The sequence below is a fragment of the Stenotrophomonas sp. TWI602 genome, from assembly GCF_039674045.1.
Lineage (GTDB): Bacteria > Pseudomonadota > Gammaproteobacteria > Xanthomonadales > Xanthomonadaceae > Stenotrophomonas.
On sequence record NZ_JBDJMT010000006.1, the window covers coordinates 141,905 to 164,871 of the forward strand.

Sequence of the window (22,967 nt, forward strand, 5' to 3'; positions counted from 1 at the left end):
CCGGCGCCGCGAGGGGGCGCCGGTCGGCCGGGCTCAGTTGGCCAGCTGGCAGGTGGTCGGCTTGGCCGAGGTGAACAGCGTCGGGGTGGCCCACTCCGGGTGGTCGATGAACGGATTGCGGTTGCCCTGGAAACTGAAGATCACCTCGTTGCGAGCGCGTTCTGCCGCGTCCGGCGGGTCGGACAGGTGCCAGTCGATCAGGGTCGAGAGCAGGCCCATGTAAGCCGGCGAGGCCGACGTTTTGACGATCCTGCTGCGGTCGTCGGTCAACTCCAGGTCCGGCTCGGACTGCCCGGTTTTGGCATCTTTACCGCCTTCATAACGGATCGCCATGTACATCACCGCACGCGCCATATCGCCCTTGCGGTGGCCCCACACTTCGAACGAGCCGCCATTGCCATCCGGCGTGCGCACCCAGTTGGAGGTGCCCGGGTAGCCGCCGCTGCCGCCGCCGAAACCATTGTTGGCCTCGGTCGCGCGTTCACCGCAGTTGCTGTCGCATTTGGCAAACGGCTTGTTGCCGCGGTCCGCATTCCACTGCGCATCGGTCAGGTACAGCATGTGGGTGTCGGTATACGGCGCGTACGGCAGGCCCTTGTCGCCGGTGGTGCTGGCAAAGCCCAGCGAGTTGGGCCAGGTGTGCTCGCGGTTGTAGGTCAGCCCGCTCCCGGTGCCTGCGCGCCCGCTGACCTTGGTGTAGCTGCGGTTGCGGTAGGCATCGAGGATCTTGCCGCTGTTGTTGGGATCTTCGTCGGCGATTTCCAGGATGGTCCAGGTGCTGGTGCCCGAGCCGCTGTACGGGTAAGCGGTGTGGCCCTTGATGGTCTCGTGCAGCGAGCAGCGCAACTGGCTGGGGGTGGAGGTGTTGACCCGGGCGTAGTACTCCCCGGGCGTGCCGGGGTTGCCCGGATCGGGCGTGGTGGCGGTGGCCACGGTAAAGGCGATGCGGGTATCGGCGGCCGGGCGGGCGCCTTGGGCATCCTTGACGCGGGTGGCGCGGATGTCGAAGCGGCAGGCTTCACCGGCCACCAGCGCGGTGTTGGTGGCCAGGGTGAAGCGGGTACCGGTGGTCGGGTGGCTCAGGATGACCGTGCCGGACTGGCCGCAGCTCAGCGCGAAGGCGCCGCTGGCGAGGGTGACCGGCTCACTGAAGGTGACGCTCAGGTCGGCGGCGGCCGGGAAGGTGCTGGCGCCCTGCTCGGGGGTGGTGGCGGTGACCGAGGGCGCGGTATTCGGGCCGGTCGGGCCGCCGCCGCTGAAGGTCTGGCCGTGGTTGCAGGCGCCGAAGCTCTGTGGGGCCGATTCGGCCCAGGTGAAATGCGCGTACTGGCTGCCGGTGCCGGTCAGCTGCAGGGAGGTGCCCGGGGCGGTGCTGTTGGTCTCGCTGATCGGGAGGTTCTGGCTGGTCAGGCCCGCCGCAGGACCCCCGGCGGCGGTGATGGTGCCCTCGTAGCTGAGGAACTGGACCACCTTGCCACTGGGATCGACCAGGGCGATGCCGTCGTTGGGACCGTTCTGGATCCCGTTGGTCGGGTAGCTGACCGTGGCCAGCCGGGCGCTGCCGCAGCTGGCGGTGCCGGCCGGGACCGCGTTGCTGGCGTAGACCGCGGCGGCCGAAGGGTTGCTGCCGTTGTAGAGATAGAGCCGGTAGCCGGACAGGTCTTCACCGGCGGTGGCGACCACTTCGATCGCCTCGCCGACGTCTCCGGCCGGGGTGCTGTCGTCGTAATGCAGTTCATTGATGAATACATCGGCCCGGGCCGGGCTGGTGGCCAGCACCAGCAGGCAGGCCAGGGACAGCGGCGTCAGCAACCTCATCTACGGCTCCTTGTGATTGGTCAGTGCCGCTCGAATCTACGCAATCCAGATGACACATCGATTGGTCTGTCGGATTCGACCTTTCGCATTGAGAACTGCGTCAAACATTCACGCGCGGGCCCGGATCGGCAAAAAAAACCGGCCGCCTGCCCTTGAAAGGGGTGGGGCCAGCACCATCTCTGCTCTGTCCCGCACCGTCGGGTTTTTTCGTGAGCGTGGCTGGCAGTCGCCCTGTGCGAGTGCTAACATCGCCAGACTTTCCTAGACCAATCAACAACTTAAAAGGGTCTCACATGAGCATCAAGCCGCTTCATGACCGCGTCGTAGTCAAGCCGATCGAAGCCGACGAAATCTCGTCCGGCGGCATCGTGATTCCGGATTCCGCCAAGGAAAAGTCGACCAAGGGTGAAGTCGTGGCCGTCGGCCCGGGCAAGCCCCTGGACAACGGCAGCGTGCGCGCGCCGTCGCTGAAGGTCGGTGACAAGGTCATCTACGGCCAGTACGCCGGCAGCAGCTACAAGTCCGAAGGCGTCGAGTTCAAGGTCCTGCGCGAAGACGACATCCTCGCCATCGTCGGCTGAGTGATGCGGCCGGCCCCGTGCCGGCGCTTCCGCACTTCCTCCCGTTCAAGCAGCCGGGCATGGCCCGGCTCTACATAAAAAGGTAATCGCAATGGCTGCCAAAGATATTCGTTTCGGTGAAGACGCCCGCGCCCGCATGGTTCGCGGCGTCAACGTTCTCGCCAATGCCGTCAAGGCTACCCTGGGCCCGAAGGGCCGCAACGTCGTGCTCGAAAAGAGCTTCGGCGCGCCGACCATCACCAAGGACGGCGTCTCTGTCGCCAAGGAAATCGAACTGGCTGACAAGTTCGAGAACATGGGCGCGCAGATGGTGAAGGAAGTCGCGTCGCGCACCAACGATGACGCCGGCGACGGCACCACCACTGCCACCGTGCTGGCCCAGGCCCTGATCCGCGAAGGCGCCAAGGCCGTTGCTGCCGGCATGAACCCGATGGACCTCAAGCGCGGTATCGACAAGGCCGTGATCGCCGCCGTCGCCGAGCTGAAGAACATCTCCAAGCCGACCGCTGACGACAAGGCCATTGCCCAGGTCGGCACGATCTCGGCCAACTCGGACGAGTCGATCGGCAACATCATCGCCGAAGCGATGCGCCGCGTGACCAAGGAAGGCGTCATCACCGTTGAAGAAGGCTCGGGCCTGGACAACGAGCTGGACGTCGTCGAAGGCATGCAGTTCGACCGTGGCTACCTGTCCCCGTACTTCATCAACAACCAGCAGTCGCAGACCGCTGACCTGGATGATCCGTACGTGCTGCTGCACGACAAGAAGATCTCCAACGTGCGCGACCTGCTGCCCGTGCTGGAAGGCGTCGCCAAGGCCGGCAAGCCGCTGCTGATCATCGCCGAAGACATCGAAGGCGAAGCGCTGGCGACCCTGGTGGTCAACACCATCCGTGGCATCGTCAAGGTCGTGGCCGTCAAGGCACCGGGCTTCGGCGATCGTCGCAAGGCGATGCTGGAAGACATGGCCGTGCTGACCGGCGGCACCGTGATCTCCGAGGAAATCGGTCTGTCGCTGGAAAAGGCGACGATCAAGGACCTGGGCCGCGCCAAGAAGGTGCAGGTCTCCAAGGAAAACACCACGATCATCGATGGCGCCGGCGAGAAGGCCAACATCGAAGCGCGTGTCACCCAGATCAAGACCCAGATCGAAGACACCTCGTCCGATTACGACCGTGAAAAGCTGCAGGAACGCGTGGCCAAGCTGGCCGGCGGCGTTGCCGTGATCAAGGTCGGTGCCTCGACCGAAATCGAAATGAAGGAAAAGAAGGATCGCGTCGACGACGCCCTGCACGCGACCCGTGCAGCCGTTGAAGAAGGCGTGGTCCCGGGCGGCGGCGTTGCCCTGGTCCGTGCGGTCACCGCGCTGAGCGGCCTGAAGGGTGCCAACGAAGACCAGAACCACGGCATCCAGATCGCCCTGCGCGCGATGGAAGCCCCGCTGCGCGAAATCGTGGCCAATGCTGGCGAAGAGCCGTCCGTGATCGTCAACAAGGTCAAGGAAGGCACCGGCAGCTTCGGCTACAACGCCGCCACCGGCGAATTCGGCGACATGCTGGAATTCGGCATCCTGGACCCGACCAAGGTGACCCGTTCGGCGCTGCAGAACGCAGCCTCGATCGCTGGCCTGATGATCACCACCGAAGCGATGGTTGCCGAAGCCCCGAAGAAGGATGACGGCGCTGGCGCAGCTGGCGGCGGCATGGGTGGCATGGGCGGCATGGGCGGTATGGACTTCTGATGCCGCCGCCGGCCCCCGGCCGGCACGCATCGGTCCGGTAGGTACCGACCGTTGGTCGGTACCCGCCATGCGCCAACGTACGACGAAAAACCCCGCCGAAAGGCGGGGTTTTTTTGTGCGCGCACTACGGGCTCACAGCGAGCTGGTCGGCGCCTCCACTTCTTCCTGCAGCCAGCGCAGGAATGCCGCGATGGCCGGGTTCTCCTCGGCGCCGGGCAGGGTGACGGCGTAGTACGCAAACCGCGTCGGCCACGGCTGATCCAGTACGACGGCCAGCCGCCCGCTGGCGACTTCGGATTCCACATACAGGTCACGCACCAGCGCGATGCCCTGGCCCGCTTCTGCGGCGCGGATCAGCAACACGTCATCATCGAACGCCGGGCCACGTTCGATGCGCGGATCGGATGGCAGGCCGAGCGCGCGGAACCACAGCGACCAGTCACTGCGGTCTGAATCCTGCAGCAGCGGGTACTGCAGGCAGTCCACCGCCGAGTGGATGGGTGGACCGTCGGCGAGCAGTGCCGGGCAGGCCACCGGCAACAGCACCGGCGCCGCCAGCGGGCGTGAGACCAGGCCGGGATACTCGCCGAGACCGTGGCGGATGGCGATGTCGATGCGATCGCGACGCAGATTCGCCAGCGCCGATGAGGCCTCCACACGCACTTCGATCGCCGGGTGGCGTTCGGTGAACCGGCCCAGCCGTGGCACCAGCCAAGAGGCGGCGAAGCTGGGCACGGTGCTGAGGGTGAGGGTCTGCCGCGCGTGGATGGCGTCCAGCGTGGCCATGCTGTCCTGGATCTGATCGAACGCGCGCAGCAGGGCAGGGTGCACCTGTGTGCCGGCCGGGGTCAGTGCGACCCCGTGAGGGGTGCGGGTGAACAGCACAACGCCGGTGCGTGCCTGCAGCAGTTTGAGCTGCTGGCTGATCGCCCCCGGCGTGACCCCCATGACCGCAGCAGCGGCCTTGAGGCTGCCATGACGACCGGTTTCGACGAAGGCGCGCAGTGCGAGCAGGGGAAGGACGGCGCTCATGACCTTAGATTTTCTCTCTTGGCAGTGCAGGAAGAATCGTTCTACAGAGCGCGTTGGCCTGCGTAGCATCGTGATCATGTTGAATCGATGTCGTTTAGTCCAGCTGCATTGATCCAGCCCTGCTGCGCGACCCCCGCCCACTGTTCCGCCTGCCAAGGAGACCGCTGTGTCCCCCGTTTCGCTGCACCTGTACACCGACAGCTCGCCCAACGGCTTCAAGATCACCATCGCGCTGGAAGAACTCGGCCTCCCTTACGTACTGCATCACGTGCGCATCGACGAAGGTGAGCACCGCCATCCCGATTTCCTGCAACGGCATCCGCACGGCCGCATTCCGGTGCTGGTCGACGAGGCGACGGGTATCACCGTGTTCGAATCCGCCGCCATCCTGCTGTATCTGGCCGAGCAGAGCGGACGGCTGTTGCCCGACGCGCCACGCGCGCGCTGGGAGGCCATCACCTGGTTGATGTTCCACTCGGCCAGCGTCGGGCCGATCCTGGGGCAGCGCGTGCACTTCGAGATGTTCGCCGACGCGCCCTACGCACCCGCCATCGAACGCTACCGGCGCCTGAGCGCCGAGTTCTTCGCCACCCTGGACCAGCGCCTCACAGGCCGCTCATGGCTGGCAGGCGAGGCGTACTCCATCGCCGATATTGCCGGCTATGGCTGGACCCATATCGCCCGGCTCATCGGCTTCGATTTCAGCACTTACCTGCACTTGAGTGCATGGCACCTGCGCATGTCACAGCGGCCTGCGGTGCAGCGCGGCGTGCAGCTCCCCGAACCGGCCACCGGCCCCTGATACAGGAACGACCACGATGACCCTGTTGACTGATATCACCCCGATGCAGGCGCCACTGACCGGCGCATCCGCACCGACGTTCGCCCGCCATGCCGGTTACCAGCGCATGTTCCGCGAGGGGGCGCTGACGCTGGGTGTGTTCCTGCCCCTGCGCTTCTATCAAGGCGACATGCAGGTGCTGGGCGGGCAGGCGGATCTGGTGAGCCAGCTCGACCGTGACGGCTTCGCTGCGGCCTGGGTGCGCGATGTGCCGCTGTTCGATCCGCTGTTCGGCGATGCCGGGCAGGTGTTCGATCCGTTTACCTATCTGGCCTTCCTGGCGGCACGCACGAAGCGGCTGGCGCTGGCCACGGGCAGTGCGATCTTCTCGCTGCGCCACCCGATCGATCTGGCCAAGTCGGCCACCACCATCGACCAGCTGTCCGGTGGGCGCCTGGTGCTGGGCATCGCCTCCGGCGATCGCCCGGTCGAGTTCCCCGCGTACGGTCTGGAGCATGCCGACCGCGGCCACCGCTTCGCCGATTCGGTGCTGTACGTCAGGCAGCTGATGCAGCACGGTCCCTTGCATATCGACTCGCCACTGGGCGCGCTGCAGGGCGTAGAGCTGTTGCCCAAGCCGGTGGCCGGGGCGATTCCCCTGCTGGTGACCGGCACCTCGCGCCAGACACTGGACTGGGTCGGGCAGCATGCCGATGGCTGGCTGACCTATCCCGAGGCAACCCATCACGCGGGCGGACCGCGGCACCTGGCCGACAAGATCCAGGCATGGCGCCGTCTCATCCCCGACGGTGGCTTCCGCCCGCATGTCACCAACGAATGGCTGGATCTGGTCGAGGACCCGAACCATCCCCGCACGCCGCTCAATGGCGGCTACACGCTGAGAACCGGCCGCAACGGATTGATCGATCTGCTGGGCGAGTGGCAGCGTGCCGGCGTGAACCATGCTGCGCTGGGCATCCAGTTCTCGGAGCGCCCGGCGGGCGAGGTGCTGCAGGAACTGGCCGAGTACGTACTGCCGTTGTTTCCTTCGCATGACGGGGCGCTGCCGGCCGGCACGCGCTGGTAGGCATGCCCTCCGCTCCGCCATGCGGGGCGGCGCGGCATGTGTCAGGCCGCAGAACGCACCGCGCGCCGACGCTCGCGCCAAGCGAGGCCGAGATGCGCAAGCAGGAAGGACAGTGCGCCGCCCACCAACATTCCCTGCGCGTACGCCATGGGCAGCCATATCGCTGCCGCCGCGCCGAGCGCCATGCCGACCAGGCTGACGGCGGCGGCAACGCGTTGCCGCGCCAGGTGCTGCGCCTGCGCGCGCTGACGTTGCTGGACGGCCTCGCGCTTGTCGTCCGGCCGCAGGATGGCCTGGGCGATCGCGTCAGCTTGGGAAGGGGTCATCTACGCATCCTTGTGGTTGATCCTGGCCCGGATCTTCGCCTGTCACCGGGGCGAGGTAAAGCGCGGCGGGGTGTCAGACAAGTCGCAGGAGCGGTATAATTAGCCGCCGTACTATTCCGGATCCGCCTGCATGCTGGAGATCAAACACCAGGCTTTCCTGACCGAACTGGCGCGTCGTGGCCAGCCGGATACGGGGGAATTGGCGCTGTGTTTCCAGGTGCTGTCGCTGGCCAGCGCGATCGACCAGGACTGCGCGAGTCGTCTGGCACCGCTGGGCCTGAGCGAAGGGCGTTTCGTGCTCCTGTTCCTGCTGCGCGGTGCGGATACGGCCTTGTCGCCCCACCAATTGGCCGAGCGCGCCGGCGTCACCCGTGCCACCGTTACCGGCCTGCTGGATGGCCTGGAGCGCGAACACCTGGTGAGCCGCCACAGTGATCCGGATGACAAACGCCGCATCCATGTACGGCTGACCCCGGCGGGTCAGGCACTCGCTGCGCAACTGTTCGACCAGCAGACCGACTGGATCGCCTCGCTGTTCGCCGACATCAGCCCCAGGGAACGGCGCACGCTTAGCACGCTGTTGCAACGCGTGTGGTCGCGCACTGACGCAGGACGTGCCGCATGAAACCGCCCGTCACCCGCGAGCGACGCGGACAGCTGGATCGCGGTGAAGCCGAAGCCACGCATCTGACCGAAGTGCTGGCCGTCGATTTCGCCAAGCTGATGGCCAATGTCGCCCCTGATTTGCCCGCGTCGGCGATCACCCCGATGCGCAACGCTGCCAAGCGCGGCATCACCCTGCGCATGCAGGGCGCCGCCACGCTGCTACGCGTGCACGGACACGGCGATCACGCGCGGTGGTCGCGCCATGCCAGTGACACGGTACGTGGCTGGGCCTGCTATCTGATTGGTAGCGACCCGGGGTTGTCACTGGAGCACAAGCTGGATGCGCTGCGCGCGCTGGCCGATGACGCACACTTCGGCGTGCGCGAGTGGGCGTGGCTGGCCGTGCGTCCGCATATCGTGTCCGAACCGCTGCGGGTGCTCACGCACGTGCACGGCTGGACCACCGACGCCTCGCCCAACGTGCGCCGCTTCGCCTGCGAAGCGCTGCGACCGCGGGGTGTTTGGGCAGCCCACATCGCGCTGTTCAAGCAGGAACCACAGCACGCCCTGCCGCTGCTGCAGGCGCTGTGCTGCGATGCCTCGCGCTATGTGCAGGATTCGGTCGGCAACTGGCTCAACGACGCCGGCAAAAGCCAGCCCGATTGGGTCCGCGCGCTCTGCAGCGAATGGCAGCAGCGGCATGCCGATGATCCGGCCAACACCTATATCCGCAAGCGCGCACTGCGCTCGCTCTGACCTCAAGGAATGCCATGTCGCACATGTTGATCGAGCTGTATACCGCCACCCCTGCCTGGACCGCGCTGGACCCGGTATCGCGCGGGGCGCTCTTCGCCCGCATCGGAGCGGGTATGCAAAACGTGGACCCCGCACGCGTCACACCGGTCGCGATGGGCCGTATCGAGCAGGACGTGCCGCACACCACGGCCGAGCAGTTCTATGCGGTGTGGCAGTGCGCCGAACGGCTGGATGCCGATGCCTTGCTGGCCGCGATCGGCGCCACCGGCTGGCATGAGTACTTCACCACCACGCACGCGGTAGGTGCAGCGGGGAACCTGCAGCAGCATCTGGCTGAGCTGGCGGCGCTGCCGCGGGGCTGATCGTATACGGCGGGTGCGTGGCGGCTGAATGCTCTTCGCAGTTGCGAATGAAACAGTTGGCACCTCCAAACCCCTGTGTTATCAATACTCCCCAATGAACGCACGCCCCGCCAATTCCTACTTTTGGTATTACTTTCCGAAGCCACCGGCGGAGGAAGGCATGCGCTCACCCTGAAGAAACCTTCAGACGCATTCCCGAAAGCCGCCAGCGCACCTGGCGGCTTTTTTGTTGCCGCCGCGCTGGGGACCCCCACTGCCAAGGAGTTACCCCATGCCCCCCCATACCGACGACCTGCGCATCCGCAAGATTGAACCGTTGACCCCGCCGGCGCAGCTGCTGGCGATGCTGCCCTGCGACGATGAAGCCTCCGATACGGTCAGCGCCTCGCGCGCGGCCCTGCACGAGATCCTGCACGGCCGCGACGACCGCCTGGCGGTGGTGATCGGCCCGTGCTCGATCCACGACCCGGTGGCCGCCATCGAATACGCCCAGCGCCTCAAGCCGCTGCGTGACGCTTACGCCAACGAGCTGGAAATCGTCATGCGCGTGTACTTCGAAAAGCCGCGCACCACGGTGGGCTGGAAGGGCCTGATCAACGATCCGGACCTGGATGGCAGCTTCAACATCAACAAGGGCCTGCGCGTGGCGCGTGGTCTGCTGCGCGACATCAACAAGCTCGGCCTGCCGGCCGGCGTCGAGTTCCTCGATGTGATCTCGCCGCAGTACATCGCCGACCTGGTGGCCTGGGGCGCCATTGGCGCGCGCACCACCGAAAGCCAGGTGCATCGCGAACTGGCCTCGGGGCTGTCGTGCCCGGTCGGGTTCAAGAACGGTACCGACGGCAACATCAAGATCGCCGCCGATGCGATCGGTGCGGCCTCCAACCCGCATCACTTCCTGTCGGTGACCAAGGAAGGCGGCACCGCCATCGTCGCCACCGCCGGCAACCCGGATTGCCACGTGATCCTGCGTGGCGGCAAGACGCCGAACTACGATGCCGACCACGTGGAAGCGACCAGCCAGACCCTGGCCAAGTCGCACCTGGCCGCGCGCATCATGATTGATGCGAGCCACGCCAACAGCAGCAAGAACCCGGAAAACCAGCCCAAGGTCATCGCCGACATCAACGCCCAGCTGGCCAATGGCGAAGAGCGCATCGTCGGGGTGATGGTGGAAAGCCACCTCGTGGCCGGTCGCCAGGACCTGGTCGACGGCCAGCCGCTGACCTACGGCCAGAGCATCACCGATGGCTGCATCGGCTGGGACAGCTCGCTGGCGGTGCTGGAAAGCCTCGCCGAAGCGGTGCGGGCGCGGCGGGCGGTGCGGATCAGCAAGGCGGCATAAGCGTGCGTTGATCCGGGGTAGAGCCACCCCATGGGTGGCTGCGCACAGCGCCGCGGAGCTTCATGCAGATCATGCAGGAGCAGCCACGCATGGCGTGGCTCTACCCCTGGGGTGTCGCGCGTCCGCTGATCACGCCACCCGCCGCAGCTTCGCCAACGCCAGATAGATCGCCGGCGTGGTGTACAGGGTCAGCCACTGGCTGACCAGCAGGCCGCCGACAATCGCGATCCCCAGCGGCTGGCGCATCTCCCAGCCTTCGCCGGTGGCCAGCATCAGCGGCAACGTGCCCAGCAACGCGGCCACGCTGGTCATCAGGATCGGACGGAACCGCAGCCGTGCCGCCTCGCAGATCGCGTCGTACGGCGACAGCCCGCGCTCGCGTTCGGCCGACAGCGCGAAATCGATGATCAGGATGGTGTTCTTCATCACCACGCCCACCAGCAGGAACAGGCCGAGCAGCGAGATCAGGTTCAACTCGTTGCCGAACGCCATCAGCGCCAGCAGTGCGCCCACGCCCGCCGAGGGCAGCGTGGAGAGGATCGCCAGCGGCTGCACGAAGCTTTCGTACAACACGCCCAGCACCAGATACACCGCCAGCATCGCGCCGAGGATCAGCCACAGCTGGCGCTCACGCAGTTTCTCGAAGCCACCGGCCTCGCCACTCAGCCTGGCCTGCACATGGGTGGGCAGCATGATGCCGGCCATCGCGCGGTCCACGGCTTTCACCGCCTGGTCCAGGGTGACGCCGGGTGCGAGGGCGAACTCGATCCAGACCGAGGCAAACTGCTGGCTGTGGTAAATGCGGTCCGGCGCCATGCCGTAGGACCAGCTGGCAATCGAGGACAGTGGCAGGCGCTGGCCGTCCTTGCCGATCACGTGGATCTGCTCCAGCGTGGAGGGATCCTGGGTATAGCGCGGGTCCAGTTCCATCACCACGCGGTACTGGTTGAGGGTGTCGTACAGCGTGGCGACCTGGCGCTGGCTGAAGGCGTTGTTGAGCACGGAGGCGATCATGCGCATGTCCACGCCCAGGCGTGCGGCGGCGTCGCGGTCGATGTCCAGCACCACCTGGCGCATGCCTTCATCGCCCTTGGATTCCACGTCCACCAGTTCGGGCAGGGCGCGCAGTGCGTCGGCCACCTTGGGGGCCCATTGCCGCAGGGGTTCCAGCTCGCCGGAGAGCAGCTGGAACTCATACTGGCCACTGTCGCCGCTGCCTTCCAGCTTGATGTCCTGGTCCACCCACAGGAACATGCCGCCGCCGGGAATCTTCGGCATGTTGCTGCGCAGGCGGTCGATCACCTGCTGGCTGGAGACCTTGCGCTCGGCCAGCGGCGTCATCTTGATCATGATGAAGGCGTTGTTGACCCCGCTGCGCCCGCCGATGTACCCGATGATGTCGCTGATCGCCGGGTCGGCCAGCAGCAGTTTGCGGTACGCCTCGATCTTGGGCTGCATGACCTGGAACGAGAGGCCGTCGTCGCCACGCGCGAAGCCACGCAGCTGGGCGGTGTCCTGCTTGGGCACGATGCCCTTGGGCACCTGCTGGAACAGCCACACGTTCAGCGCGATCACGCCGGCGAACAGCAGCAACGGCACCGCCAGCCAGCGCAGCATGGTCTGCAGGCTGCCCACATAGGCGCCGCGCAGGCGTTCGAACAGCGCGGTACCGGCGCGCTGCAGCCCATTGCCCGGGCCGGGTCGCGGCTGCCCGAGCAGGCGTGCGCACAGCATCGGGGTCAGGCTGAGCGAGACCAGCAGCGAGACGCCCATCGCCGCCACCAGGGTCAGCGAGAACTCGCGGAACAGCTTCTCGACGAAGTCATCCAGGAACAGGATCGAGATGAACACCACGGCCAGCGCGATGTTCATCGACAGCAGCGTGGCACCGACTTCCCCCGCGCCCCGCAGCGCGGCGGTCATCGGCGAAGCGCCTTCTTCGCGGTGGCGGGCGATGTTCTCCAGCACCACGATCGCATCGTCGACCACCAGCACCGCTGCCACGATCAGCGCCATCAGCGAAAGCGTGTTGAGCGAGAACCCGAGCAGGGCGATGATCGCCAGCGCGCCCAGCAGCGAGACCGGAATCGCCACGGTCGGCACCAGCGCCGCGCGCCAGTGGCCGAGGAAGGCCAACACCACCAGCACCACCAGCGCGATCGCCAGCAGCAGCGTCAGCTCGGCCTCGCGCAGGGTGGCGCGGATCACCGGCGAGCGGTCCATCACCACCTGCATGTCGATGGCGGCCGGCAGCAGTGCCTGCAGCGTGTCCATCTGCGCCTGGATGGCATCGACGGTCTCGATGATGTTCGCGTCCGGCTGGCGGCTGACGATCAGCAGCACCGCCGGGCGCTCGTTGTGGAAGCCGCTGGCATAGCGATCCTCCACGCCTTCGCTGATCCCGGCCACATCCTCCAGGTACACCGGGCGGCCGTCGCGCATCGCCACGATCAGGCGGCGGTACTCAGCGGCGGTGCGCAGCTGCAGCGTGGCCTCCAGCTGCCACTGCTGGGCCTGGCTGGCCACCGTGCCCAGTGGCTTGAGCGCGTTGGCGTTGCGGATCGCCGCAGCGATGTCGTCCAGCGCGATGCGGTGATGGTTCAGGGCATTGGGATCGAGCGAGACGCGCACCGCGGGCAGTGAGCTGCCGCCCACCTGCACCTCGCCGACGCCGGGAATCTGCGCCAGCTTCTGTGCGATCACGGTGGAGGCCACGTCGTAGATCTGGCCCGGCGCGAGGCTGTCCGAGCTCAGCGCCAGCGCCATGATCGGCGCCTGCGAGGGATTCACCTTGCGGTACTGGGGCATGCCCGGCATGCCGCTGGGCAGCTGCGCGCGCGCGGCATTGATCGCCGCCTGCACGTCGCGCGCGGCATCGTCCACGTTGCGGCCGAGCGCGAATTTGAGCTCGACCTGGGTCGAGCCCTGGGTGCTGGCCGAGTCGATCCCGGTCAATCCCGGGATGGTGCCCAGGGCACGCTCCAGCGGCGTGGCGACGTTGGCCGCCATCGATTCCGGACTCGCGCCCGGCAGGCTGGCACTGACGTTGATCGCCGGGTAATCAACCTGCGGCAATGGCGCGACCGGCAGCAGGCGCAGCCCGAGCAGGCCGGCCAGCACCACCGCCACCGCCAGCAGCACGGTGGCGACGGGATGCTGCACGAACCAGCCGATCGCCCGCGACAGCGGACTCACGCCAGCGCCTCGTCAGCCCCGTCGGTCACCGGCGCCGGGCGCTGGCGGAAGCGGTCGAAGAACAGGTAGATCACCGGCGTGGTGAACAGGGTCAGCACCTGGCTGACGATCAGCCCACCGACCATCACCAGGCCCAGCGGCTGGCGCAGCTCCGCGCCCGAGCCACTGGCGAACATCAGCGGGATCGCGCCGAACAGCGCGGCCAGCGTGGTCATCAGGATCGGGCGGAAGCGCAGCAATGCGGCCTGATGGATCGCCTGACGCGGCGCCATGCCGTGCTCGCGCTCGGCCTCCAGCGCGAAGTCGATCATCATGATCGCGTTCTTCTTGACCAGCCCGATCAGCAGCACGATGCCGATCACCGCGATCAGGTCCAGGCTGCGCCCGCTGACCAGCAACGCCAGTAACGCACCCACGGTGGCCGAGGGCAGGGTGGAGAGGATGGTGATCGGATGGATGAAGCTCTCATAGAGCACGCCCAGCACCAGGTACATCACCACCACCGCCGCCAGCACCAGCCACAACGTGCTCGACAGCGAGGCGCGGAACGCATCGGCCGCCCCCTGCAGGCGCAGTTCGACGCTGGCCGGCAGGCCGATCGCGGCGCGCGCGCCTTCGATGGCCTCCACGGCTTCGCCCAGCGATGCCTCCGGGGCGAGGTTGAACGAGAACGTCACCGCCGGGAACTGGCCGACATGGTTGATCAGCAGCTGCGCGGGGCGCTGTTCGATCCGTGCGATGCCGCCCAGCGGCACCTGCCGTCCGTCCGGACCGGTGACGTGCAGGCGTGCGATCGCATCCGGGCCGAAGGCCACGTCCGGGCGCGCTTCCAGCACCACGCGGTACTGGTTGGCCTGGGTGAAGATGGTCGAGATCTGGCGCTGCCCGAACGCGTCGTACAGCGCATCGGCGATGGTCTCCACGCTGATCCCCAGGCGCGCGGCGGCGACCCGGTCGATCACCACGTGTGCCTGCAGCCCTTGGTTCTGCAGATCGCTGGCGACGTCGGCCAGTGCCGGTGCCTGCTGCAGATGCTCGAGCAGGCGCGGCGTCCACGTCTCCAGCTGCGCGATATCCGGGCTGGTCAGGGTGAACTGGTACTGGGTCCGGCTGATCCGGTCTTCGATGCCCAGCTCCTGCACCGGCTGCAGGTACAGCCTGATGCCCGGGACATGCGCCACGCGCTGCTGCAGCCGCGCGATGATCGCCTGCGCATCGGCAGCGCGCTGTGCGTGCGGTTTCAATTCGATCAGCAGGCGCCCGCTGTTGAGCGTGGCGTTGTTGCCGTCCACGCCGATGAACGAGGACAGGCTGGCCACGTCCTCATCCTCCAGCAACGCCGCCGACAACGCCTGCTGGCGCTGCGCCATCGCCTGGAAGGAGATCGACTGTGGCGCCTCGCTGATGCCCTGGATCAGCCCGGCATCCTGCACCGGGAAGAAGCCTTTGGGCACCCACACGTACAGCAGTGCCGTCAGTACGAGGGTGGCGACGGTGGCGGCCAGCATCAGCGGCTGGCGCTGCAGCACCCAGTGCAGCTGGCGATCGTAAACCGCCACGACGCGATCGAACGGGTCACCCTGCTGCGCCGATTCCTGCCCATCCGCATCGCGGCGGGTGGCATGACCGGCCTTGAGCAGGCGCGCGCACATCATCGGCGTCAGCGTCAGCGAGACCAGCAGCGAGATGCCGATCGCCACCGCCAGGGTGATCGCGAACTCGTGGAACAGCTTGCCGACCACGTCGGCCATGAACAGCAGCGGGATCAGCACCGCGATCAGCGACAGGGTCAGCGAGATCAGGGTGAAGCCGATCTGCCGGGCGCCCTTCAGCGCTGCCTGCATCGGCGTGGCACCGCGCTCCAGATGACGGGCGATGTTCTCCAGCATCACGATCGCATCGTCCACCACGAAGCCGGTGGCGATGGTCAGCGCCATCAGGGTGAGATTGTTGAGCGAGAAGCCGGCCAGCAGCATCACCCCGAACGTGCCGACCAGCGACAGCGGGACCGCGATGCTGGGAATGATCGTGGCCGGGATGTTGCGCAGGAACAGGAAGGTGACCATCACCACCAGTGCGATCGCGATCAGCAGCTCGTGCTGCACGCCGCGGATCGAGGCGCGGATCGATTCGGTGCGATCGCTGAGGATGTCCACATCCACACCGGCCGGCAGCGAGGATTGCAGCTGCGGCAGCAGCGCACGCACCTGGTCGACCACGGCGATGACGTTCGCGCCGGGCTGGCGCTGGATGTTGATCAGCACCGCCGGGGTGGTGCCCGACCACGCGGCCAGCTGGCGGTTCTCGGCGCCATCTTCGATGGTGGCGACATCGCCCAGGCGCAGCGGTGCGCCGTCCTTCCAGGCCAGGATCAGGGCGCGGTACTCGGCCACCGAGCGCATCTGGTCGTTGGCATCGAGCATGATCGCGCGGGTCGGGCCGTCGAAGCTGCCCTTGGGCAGGTTGACGTTGGCCGTGCCGATCGCGGTGCGGATGCTGGCCATGCTCAGGCCGTTGGCGGCCAGCGCGGAGGGATTGACCTGGATGCGGACTGCCGGGCGCTGCCCGCCGGCCAGGCTGACCAGGCCGACGCCGGGCAGCTGCGAGATCCGCTGCGCCATGCGCGTATCGACCAGGTCGTGCACCTGCGGCAGCGACAGCCCCTGCGAGGTCACCGCCAAGGTCAGGATCGGGGTATCGGCCGGGTTGACCTTGCGGTACACCGGCGGCACCGGCAGGTCATCGGGCAGGAAGCTGTCGGCGGCGTTGATCGCGGCCTGCACTTCCTGCTCGGCCACGCCGAGCGCGACCTCCAGCGAGAACTGCAGGGTGATCACCGACGCGCCGCCGGAGCTGGTCGAGGACATCTGCTTCAACCCCGGGATCTGCCCCAGCTGCCGTTCCAGCGGCGCGGTGACCGCGCTGGTAGTGACATCCGGGCTGGCGCCGGGATACAGCGTGGTGATCTGGATGATCGGGTAATCGACCTGCGGCAGTGCCGCGACCGGCAGCAGGCGGTAGGCCATCACGCCGGACAGCAGCAGCGCCACCATCAGCAGCGTGGTCGCGACCGGGCGCTCGATGAAGGGGCGCGAGAGGTTCATGCGCCGGTCCGCGGCGGGTCCTGCTCCACCACCTCGACCTTGGCGCCTTCGCGCAGGCCGTCGATGCCTTCCACCACCACGCGCTCGCCAGGCTTGAGGCCTTCGCGCACCGAGACGCGCTCGCCATCGGCCGGGCCGAGCACCACGGTGCGCAGCGACGAGGTGTCATCGGCCGCGATCACGTAGACGTAGCTGCCCTTGCTGCCGAACTGCACGGCCGCGTTGGGAATCACCACCGCATCGCTGCTGCTGACCTGCAGGCGCACGTTGACGAACTGGTTGGGGAACAACGACTCATCGGCGTTGGCGAACTGCGCGCGCAATTTGAGCGTGCCGGTGGCGGTATCGATGCGGTTGTCCAGGCTGGAGAGCACGCCGTCGCCGAGCGCGGTGCGCTCCTCGCGGTCCCAGGCTTCCACGGTCAACTGCGGATTGGCGCGTGCCGCAGCCACCACCGCCGGCAGGTCCGGCTCGGGCACGGTGAACAGCACGCTGATCGGGGTGGTCTGGGTGATCGTGGCCAGCGGCTCGGTATCGCCACTGCGCACCAGGTTGCCGACATCGACGTTGCGCAGGCCCATGCGCCCGGCCACCGGTGCGGTGATGCGGGTGTACTGCAGCTGCAGGCGTGCTTCATCCACCGCCGCCTGATCGGTCTGGCGGCGGCCCTGCAGCTGGCGGACCTTGCTCTGCTGATCACTCAGGTCCTGCGCGGAGACGAAGTGCTTGGTCTGCAGTTCGGCGAAGCGCTTGAGCTGGCTTTCGGCATTGTCCAGCTCGGCCAGGTTCTGCTGCTGGGTGCCCAGCGCACGCGACAGCTGCACCTGGAACGGGCGCGGATCGATCTCGGCCAGCAGCTCGCCGGCGGTGACGTGCTGACCCTCGGAGAATGCCAACCGCAGCAGTTCGCCATCCACGCGGCTGCGGATGCTCACCGTATGCAACGGGGTCACCGTGCCGAGCGCTTTCAGGCGCACCACCAGATCTTCTCGCGTCGCGGTGGCCACACGCACCGGGGTGGCGGTGCTCGCAGGCACGGCCTCGGCGGTCGGCGCGGGCGACAACACCCGCCAGGCGATCACGGCGGCGGCCAGTACGGCCACGACCAACAGCGGTTTGAACAGACGACGGGAACGCGAGGGGAGCGGGGCAGACATGGGGCATCCTGCGCGCACGCCACACGGCGAACGCGTCCATGGTTTACCGGCCCGTGGGGGCAGGCGGGGCGAAGTGGGGTTGTCTGGCGGGGCCGCTGGTCGAATGCCGCAGCGTGGCTGGATACCGACCCGGGAGGGGCGGGGGCGTCATGGTACCGCGTGTGGATGCCTGCACTCACATGCCCTTGGTCATGGGGCGGGGCAGGGCCCGGGTGGATGGGTGCATTGCGTCATCCGACCAAGGTGGTCACGGGAAGGCGCATGCATGCCGTCGGTACACGCCGCCACCCGACCAACGGTCGGGTGCTACCGGTGCATTGAACGTGTGTCAGGCCACCCGACCAACGGTCGGGTGCTACCGGTGCATTGAACGTGTGCCAGGCCACCCGACCAACGGTCGGGTGCTACCGGTGCATTGAACGTGTGTCAGGCCACCCGACCAGCGGTCGGGTGCTACCGGTGCATTGAACGTTCCGTTCAATGCACCTCGTCGCGGTATACGAACTTCGGCATTTCCCAGTTGAAGTGGATGGCCAGCAGGCGGAACAGGAAGCCACCGCCCAGGCACCACAGCGTGGCCGCGTTGAGCGATACACCGAGTTCCAGCAGGGTCAGGTAGGCCGCGCCGGTGAGCAGGGTGATCACGGCATACAGTTCTTTCTGGAAGATCAGCGGCACCTCGTTGCACAGCACATCGCGCAGCACGCCGCCGAACGCACCGGTCAGCATGCCGGCGATCAGGATGATCGGCACGGTGTGCCCGCCTTCGCGCGCGACTGCGCAGCCGATCAGGGTGAACGCGATCAGGCCCAGGCCATCGAGGACCAGGAAGGTGCGCCGGAAGTGGTGCATCCAGCGCGCCACCCAGGTCGCGATCAGCGCCGCGCAGATGGTGAAGCCCAGGTACTCCGGGTGCTTCACCCAGCCCAGTGGGTAATGGCCGAGCACGATGTCGCGCAGCGAGCCGCCACCGAGCGCGGTGACGCAGGCGATGATGACCACGCCGAACAGGTCCATGCGGCGGCGGCCGGCCGACAGCGCGCCGGTCATGGCTTCGGCCGAGATGGCGATGAGGTAGATCAGGGAGAGCAGCATGGGGGTGGCTCCGGGAAGCACGTCAGGCGGGGACGGAAACGCACACGCATCACGCCAGCACCGCTGCACTGTCGTGGGGTGGGATTCCGTTGCCGCTCCCGCTGTCCTTTTGCCTGAGAGTTCGGTGGCCAAGGCCACGTGCCCCTTCGGCGGGTCATTGAAGACCTCTCTCCAGATCGGCGTGTCGGATGCATGGTTGGTGGCTGTGCAGCCACCGGCCTGAGCGATTATGGGAGCCTGCGCCTTCGGCGGGCGCCAGCGCGGCGCCTCTCTCCTGCATCCGGGGCGGATTCTAGCAGCCGCCGGGCCCGTGCCGGGGGATAATCCCGGTATGCCCGCTGAACCCGCCCTCTGGTACCTGTACCTGCTTGAATGCCGCAACGGCAGCTATTACGCCGGCATCAGCAACGACGTGGACGCGCGCTTCCAGGCCCATCTCGCCGGCAAAGGGGCGAAGTACACCCGGGCCAACCCCCCGGTGAAGGTGCTGGCGATGCGCGCCTACCCGGACCGCGCGACGGCGTCGAAGGCCGAGTGGCAGCTCAAGCGGCAACCGCGCGAGCGCAAGCTGGCGTGGCTGGCGCTGCCCGATCCCACGTAGCCCCGCGTGCGGGTTGTTCGGGCCTTCGTTGGCGGCATACCATCGACCCTCGTTCGTTGATCCGCTTGCCCAAGCCCTGGAGTGCCATGTCCCGCGATCTGTCGTTGTACCCGGAAGACGAGAATGGCGATGTGCTCTGGAACATGCTGCAGGATGGCGACGACCTGTCGATTCCGCGCGAGGTGGATTTCGCGCTGATCTTCCCGACCCAGGACGTGGCGATCGCCTTCGCCGTGCACCTGCTCAAGAACGACCAGAAGGTGTCCTTCGCCGCGTACGAGGGCAACGACGACTACCCGTGGCAGGTGGTGGTGCATCCGCTGATGCTGCCGACCCACCAGAACATCTCGGGCTTCGAAGGTCTGCTCGCCAGCGAGGCGGTCTCCTACAGCGGCCAGGTCGATGGCTGGGGATGTCTGTCGCAGGGCTGATCAGGGCGTGGGCGGTCGTTTCGGTCGGCGATCGTCCTGCGCATCACCGAAGATGATCCGGGCGCTGCGCTGGTAGCTCCAGTACGCCACCGCCCAGTTCAACAGCACCACCACGCGGTTGCGGAAGCCGATCAGGAAGAACACGTGCGCGGCCAGCCAGAACCACCAGGCCAGCACCCCGGAGAGCTGCAGCCGGCCGAGGTGGACGATGGCGGCCATGCGGCCGATGGTCGCCAGGTTGCCAAAGTCCTGATACTTGAACGGCCCGGGTGCGGGCCTGCCGGCCAGGCGCGCCTGGATCGTGGTGGCCACGTGCTTGCCCATCTGCTTGGCCGCCGGCGCGACGCCGGGCACCGGCTTGCCGTCAGCCTGGGTCAGTGCGGCCAGGTCACCAGCGACGAAGATCTCCGGGTGGCCGTCCAGGGTGAGATCGGGCTGCACCGGCACGCGGCCGGCGCGATCCAGTGGCACGTCCAGCGTGCGCGCCAGCGGTGAGGCGGCGACACCGGCGGCCCAGACCACGGTGCGGGCCTCGACGAAGCGCTCGCCGAGCTGGAAGCCTTCGGCATTGATGTCGCTGACGGGGGTGCCGGTGAGCACTTCCACGCCCAGCTTTTCCAGCTGCCGCCGTGCCTTGAGCGAGAGCACCTCGGGGAAGGTCGACAGCACGCGCGGGCCGGCCTCGACCAGGCGGACCTTGGCCGAGGCGGGATCGATATGGCGGAACTCATTGCGCAGCGTATGCCGTGCGATCTCGGCCAGGGTACCGGCCAGTTCCACGCCGGTGGGGCCACCGCCGACCACGGCGAAACTCAGCCAGGCCGCTTTGCGCGCGGGATCGGGTTCGGCCTCGGCGCGCTCGAAGGCGAGCAGCAGCTTGCGGCGCAGCGCGATGGCATCGTCCAGCGTCTTCAGGCCCGGCGCATCAGCCGCCCATTCGTCGTGGCCGAAATACGCATGGGTGGCACCGGTGCACAGCATCAGGGTGTCGTAGGCGATCTGCGTGCCATCGGCCAGGGTCGCGGTGCGCGCCGCCTTGTCGATGTCGGTCACTTCGCCCAGCCGCACTTCAACGTTGCGCTGGTCGCCGAGGATGTGGCGCAGCGGTGCGGCGATATCCGGCGCGGACAGGCCGGCGGTGGCCACCTGGTAGAGCAGCGGCTGGAACAGATGGTGGTTGCGACGGTCCACCAGGGTGATGCGCACGTGCGCCGAGGCGAGGGCACGGGTGGCCCAGAGGCCGGCAAAACCGCCACCGATGATGAGCAGGTGGGGCGTGGGATCGCGGGTCATGCTTCACTCCTTGGCGGGCGCCGGCGGGGGGCGGCGCAGGTCGTCTCGTGATGCGGACCATGGTCGCACGTGAAGCGCGATGTTCACGTCGATGGCCGATACTGGGTTCAGGGGCCATCGCACTTGCCCGATGGCCGATCCGATCCCGCCCAGGAGACCGAGATGTCCGAACCGGAAAAGCGCATCGCCCTGTTGATCGACGCCGACAACGCGCCCTCGTCCAAGATCGATGCGGTGCTGGCCGAAGTCGCCCGCTATGGCGTGGCCAATGTCCGCCGCGCCTACGGCAACTGGAAGAGTCCGCGCTTGAAAGGGTGGGAATCGGTGCTGCACGAATACGCGATCCGCCCGATCCAGCAGTTCGCCTACAGCCGCGGCAAGAACGCCTCGGACATGGCCATGGTGATCGACGCGATGGACATGCTGTACGCCCGCAATCTGGACGGTTTTGCGATCGTCTCCAGCGACGCGGATTTCACCCCGCTGGTGATGCGCCTGCTGACCGACGGGGTGAAGGTGTACGGCTTCGGCGAAAAGAAAACGCCCGAGCCGTTCGTCAACGCCTGCTCGAAGTTCACCTACATCGAAGCCCTGGGTCAGCCGCATGCGGCCGATCAGGAAGTGGAGCAGGACAACGAGGAAACCCGCCCGCGCAAGAGCGGCCCGGAGCTGCGCAACGACACCCGCCTGGTGCAGATGCTGCGCCGCGCGGTGACCTCGGCCGAAGCCGAGGATGGCTGGTCACACCTGGGCCCGGTCGGCAGCCAGATCGGCAACCAGGCCTCCTTCGATTCGCGCAATTACGGGTACGGCAAACTCAGCGATCTGCTGGCCGCGACCGGCCTGTTCGAGATGAAGAAGGACGGCAAATCGACGTATGTGCGCGCGCTGCCGAAGAAGAGTGCGGCGAAGGCGACGAAGTAACAGCCCGCCGTTGGGCGTATCGTATCCGCACCGCGCGACCCGTGCCGCGCATCGCCCGATACGAGAGTCCGATCATGCTGAAAATCTGGGGCCGTCGCAATTCCAGCAACGTGCGCAAAGTGCTGTGGTGTGCCGAGGAGATCGGTGCGCCCTACGAGTCGATCGAAGTCGGCGGTGCATTCGGTGGCACGCAGTCGCCGGCGTACCGCGCGATGAATCCGAACGGGCTGGTGCCGGTGATCGAGGACCAGGGCCTGCCGCTGTGGGAATCCAACACGATCGTGCGCTATCTCTGCGCGCGCTACGCGCTGGGCACGCTGTACCCGGAGGACGTGGTGGCGCGCGCGCAGTCGGAGAAGTGGATGGACTGGACCACCTCGACCTTCGCCGGCGTGTTCCGCGATCTGTTCTGGGGCACGTTGCGGACCGCGCCCGCTGATCGGGATGAGGCGCGCATCGCTGCCGCACTGGTGCGCTCGGGCGAGTTGCTGGCCATGGCCGATGAGGCCTTGTCGCGGCAGCCGTATCTGTCCGGTGAGCAGTTCGCGATGGGCGATATCCCGCTGGGCGCCTTCATCTATGCCTGGTTCGAGATGCCGATCCAGCGGCCGGACCTGCCGCATCTGGCCGCCTGGTACGAACGGCTGAAGCAGCGGCCGGCGTACCAGCGTGGGGTCATGACGGCGTTGACCTGATCGGGGTGCCGGCCAGCGGCCGGCACTACCTCGTGCC

The 22,967-nt window shown here is 67.1% G+C and carries 20 protein-coding genes and 2 riboswitches; of the genes, 12 read left to right on the forward strand and 8 right to left on the reverse strand.

Annotated elements, in window-relative coordinates; all coding sequences use genetic code 11:
* Positions 1 to 33: 33 nt before the first annotated feature.
* On the reverse strand, positions 34 to 1,818 hold the full coding sequence (locus tag ABE483_RS08845) for an endonuclease (protein ID WP_346481536.1): 1,785 nt from the start codon (positions 1,816 to 1,818) through the stop codon (positions 34 to 36).
* Between the two features lie 293 nt (positions 1,819 to 2,111).
* Here ABE483_RS08845 and ABE483_RS08850 point away from each other — a divergent pair, with 293 nt between their 5' ends.
* Positions 2,112 to 2,399 carry a co-chaperone GroES gene (locus ABE483_RS08850; protein ID WP_019183551.1) on the forward strand — a complete coding sequence of 96 codons (288 nt, stop codon included), beginning with the start codon at positions 2,112 to 2,114 and terminating at the stop codon, positions 2,397 to 2,399.
* Between the two features lie 91 nt (positions 2,400 to 2,490).
* Positions 2,491 to 4,140 carry a chaperonin GroEL gene (groL, locus tag ABE483_RS08855; RefSeq protein WP_019183552.1) on the forward strand — a complete coding sequence of 550 codons (1,650 nt, stop codon included), beginning with the start codon at positions 2,491 to 2,493 and terminating at the stop codon, positions 4,138 to 4,140.
* Between the two features lie 132 nt (positions 4,141 to 4,272).
* On the opposite strand, the gene ABE483_RS08860 is transcribed toward groL, so the two are convergent.
* Entirely contained in the window at positions 4,273 to 5,172 is a 900-nt protein-coding gene (locus ABE483_RS08860; protein WP_346481537.1) for a LysR substrate-binding domain-containing protein, read from the reverse strand.
* Between the two features lie 166 nt (positions 5,173 to 5,338).
* Here ABE483_RS08860 and ABE483_RS08865 point away from each other — a divergent pair, with 166 nt between their 5' ends.
* On the forward strand, positions 5,339 to 5,974 hold the full coding sequence (locus tag ABE483_RS08865; protein WP_313209029.1) for a glutathione S-transferase family protein: 636 nt from the start codon (positions 5,339 to 5,341) through the stop codon (positions 5,972 to 5,974).
* A gap of 16 nt (positions 5,975 to 5,990) precedes the next feature.
* Positions 5,991 to 7,040: an LLM class oxidoreductase gene (locus ABE483_RS08870; RefSeq protein WP_346481538.1), complete on the forward strand. Its 1,050-nt coding sequence runs from the start codon at positions 5,991 to 5,993 to the stop codon at positions 7,038 to 7,040.
* A 41-nt stretch (positions 7,041 to 7,081) separates the two neighbouring features.
* Here ABE483_RS08870 and ABE483_RS08875 read toward each other — a convergent pair whose 3' ends face one another.
* Positions 7,082 to 7,366, reverse strand: a complete 285-nt coding sequence (locus ABE483_RS08875) for a hypothetical protein (RefSeq protein WP_319624295.1) — start codon at positions 7,364 to 7,366, stop codon at positions 7,082 to 7,084.
* 130 nt (positions 7,367 to 7,496) lie between these two features.
* Here ABE483_RS08875 and ABE483_RS08880 point away from each other — a divergent pair, with 130 nt between their 5' ends.
* From ABE483_RS08880 to aroG, 4 genes are all read left to right on the forward strand, one after another.
* Complete coding sequence (locus tag ABE483_RS08880; RefSeq protein ID WP_070472158.1) at positions 7,497 to 7,991, forward strand: MarR family transcriptional regulator; 495 nt, start codon at positions 7,497 to 7,499, stop codon at positions 7,989 to 7,991.
* Entirely contained in the window at positions 7,988 to 8,728 is a 741-nt protein-coding gene (locus ABE483_RS08885; RefSeq protein ID WP_346481539.1) for a DNA alkylation repair protein, read from the forward strand. The genes ABE483_RS08880 and ABE483_RS08885 overlap by 4 nt, the downstream gene beginning before the upstream one ends.
* Before the next feature lie 14 nt (positions 8,729 to 8,742).
* Positions 8,743 to 9,090, forward strand: a complete 348-nt coding sequence (locus ABE483_RS08890; RefSeq protein WP_265308789.1) for a DUF6616 family protein — start codon at positions 8,743 to 8,745, stop codon at positions 9,088 to 9,090.
* Positions 9,091 to 9,361: 271 nt separating this feature from the next.
* A complete protein-coding gene (gene aroG / locus ABE483_RS08895) occupies positions 9,362 to 10,435 on the forward strand; it encodes a 3-deoxy-7-phosphoheptulonate synthase AroG (RefSeq protein WP_346481540.1) in 1,074 nt (357 codons plus the stop codon).
* A gap of 129 nt (positions 10,436 to 10,564) precedes the next feature.
* Here aroG and ABE483_RS08900 read toward each other — a convergent pair whose 3' ends face one another.
* From ABE483_RS08900 to ABE483_RS08915, 4 genes are all read right to left on the reverse strand, one after another.
* A complete protein-coding gene (locus ABE483_RS08900; RefSeq protein WP_346481541.1) occupies positions 10,565 to 13,630 on the reverse strand; it encodes an efflux RND transporter permease subunit in 3,066 nt (1,021 codons plus the stop codon).
* On the reverse strand, positions 13,627 to 16,734 hold the full coding sequence (locus tag ABE483_RS08905) for an MdtB/MuxB family multidrug efflux RND transporter permease subunit (protein WP_346481542.1): 3,108 nt from the start codon (positions 16,732 to 16,734) through the stop codon (positions 13,627 to 13,629). The genes ABE483_RS08900 and ABE483_RS08905 overlap by 4 nt, the downstream gene beginning before the upstream one ends.
* Positions 16,731 to 17,891, reverse strand: a complete 1,161-nt coding sequence (locus ABE483_RS08910) for an MdtA/MuxA family multidrug efflux RND transporter periplasmic adaptor subunit (protein ID WP_346481543.1) — start codon at positions 17,889 to 17,891, stop codon at positions 16,731 to 16,733. Before ABE483_RS08910 ends, ABE483_RS08905 begins: the two co-directional genes overlap by 4 nt.
* A gap of 477 nt (positions 17,892 to 18,368) precedes the next feature.
* Positions 18,369 to 18,986 (reverse strand): trimeric intracellular cation channel family protein, encoded by a 618-nt coding sequence (locus ABE483_RS08915; RefSeq protein WP_313209037.1) that lies wholly within the window; start codon positions 18,984 to 18,986, stop codon positions 18,369 to 18,371.
* Between the two features lie 93 nt (positions 18,987 to 19,079).
* Positions 19,080 to 19,171: riboswitch (glycine riboswitch) on the reverse strand.
* 8 nt (positions 19,172 to 19,179) lie between these two features.
* A riboswitch (glycine riboswitch) is annotated at positions 19,180 to 19,273 on the reverse strand.
* A 44-nt stretch (positions 19,274 to 19,317) separates the two neighbouring features.
* Here ABE483_RS08915 and ABE483_RS08920 point away from each other — a divergent pair.
* Together ABE483_RS08920 and ABE483_RS08925 are read left to right on the forward strand one after the other, a co-directional pair.
* Positions 19,318 to 19,587, forward strand: coding sequence for a GIY-YIG nuclease family protein (locus tag ABE483_RS08920; RefSeq protein ID WP_313209038.1), 270 nt, complete (start codon positions 19,318 to 19,320; stop codon positions 19,585 to 19,587).
* Positions 19,588 to 19,673: 86 nt separating this feature from the next.
* Positions 19,674 to 20,018: a ribonuclease E inhibitor RraB gene (locus ABE483_RS08925; protein WP_313209039.1), complete on the forward strand. Its 345-nt coding sequence runs from the start codon at positions 19,674 to 19,676 to the stop codon at positions 20,016 to 20,018.
* Here the strand turns inward: ABE483_RS08925 and ABE483_RS08930 are convergent, their stop codons facing one another.
* Positions 20,019 to 21,311 carry an NAD(P)/FAD-dependent oxidoreductase gene (locus ABE483_RS08930; RefSeq protein WP_313219489.1) on the reverse strand — a complete coding sequence of 431 codons (1,293 nt, stop codon included), beginning with the start codon at positions 21,309 to 21,311 and terminating at the stop codon, positions 20,019 to 20,021.
* 162 nt (positions 21,312 to 21,473) lie between these two features.
* Between ABE483_RS08930 and ABE483_RS08935 the strand changes: the two genes are divergently transcribed.
* Positions 21,474 to 22,235, forward strand: a complete 762-nt coding sequence (locus ABE483_RS08935) for an NYN domain-containing protein (protein WP_102788585.1) — start codon at positions 21,474 to 21,476, stop codon at positions 22,233 to 22,235.
* Between the two features lie 74 nt (positions 22,236 to 22,309).
* On the forward strand, positions 22,310 to 22,930 hold the full coding sequence (locus ABE483_RS08940; RefSeq protein WP_070472123.1) for a glutathione S-transferase: 621 nt from the start codon (positions 22,310 to 22,312) through the stop codon (positions 22,928 to 22,930).
* Positions 22,931 to 22,967: the final 37 nt, after the last annotated feature.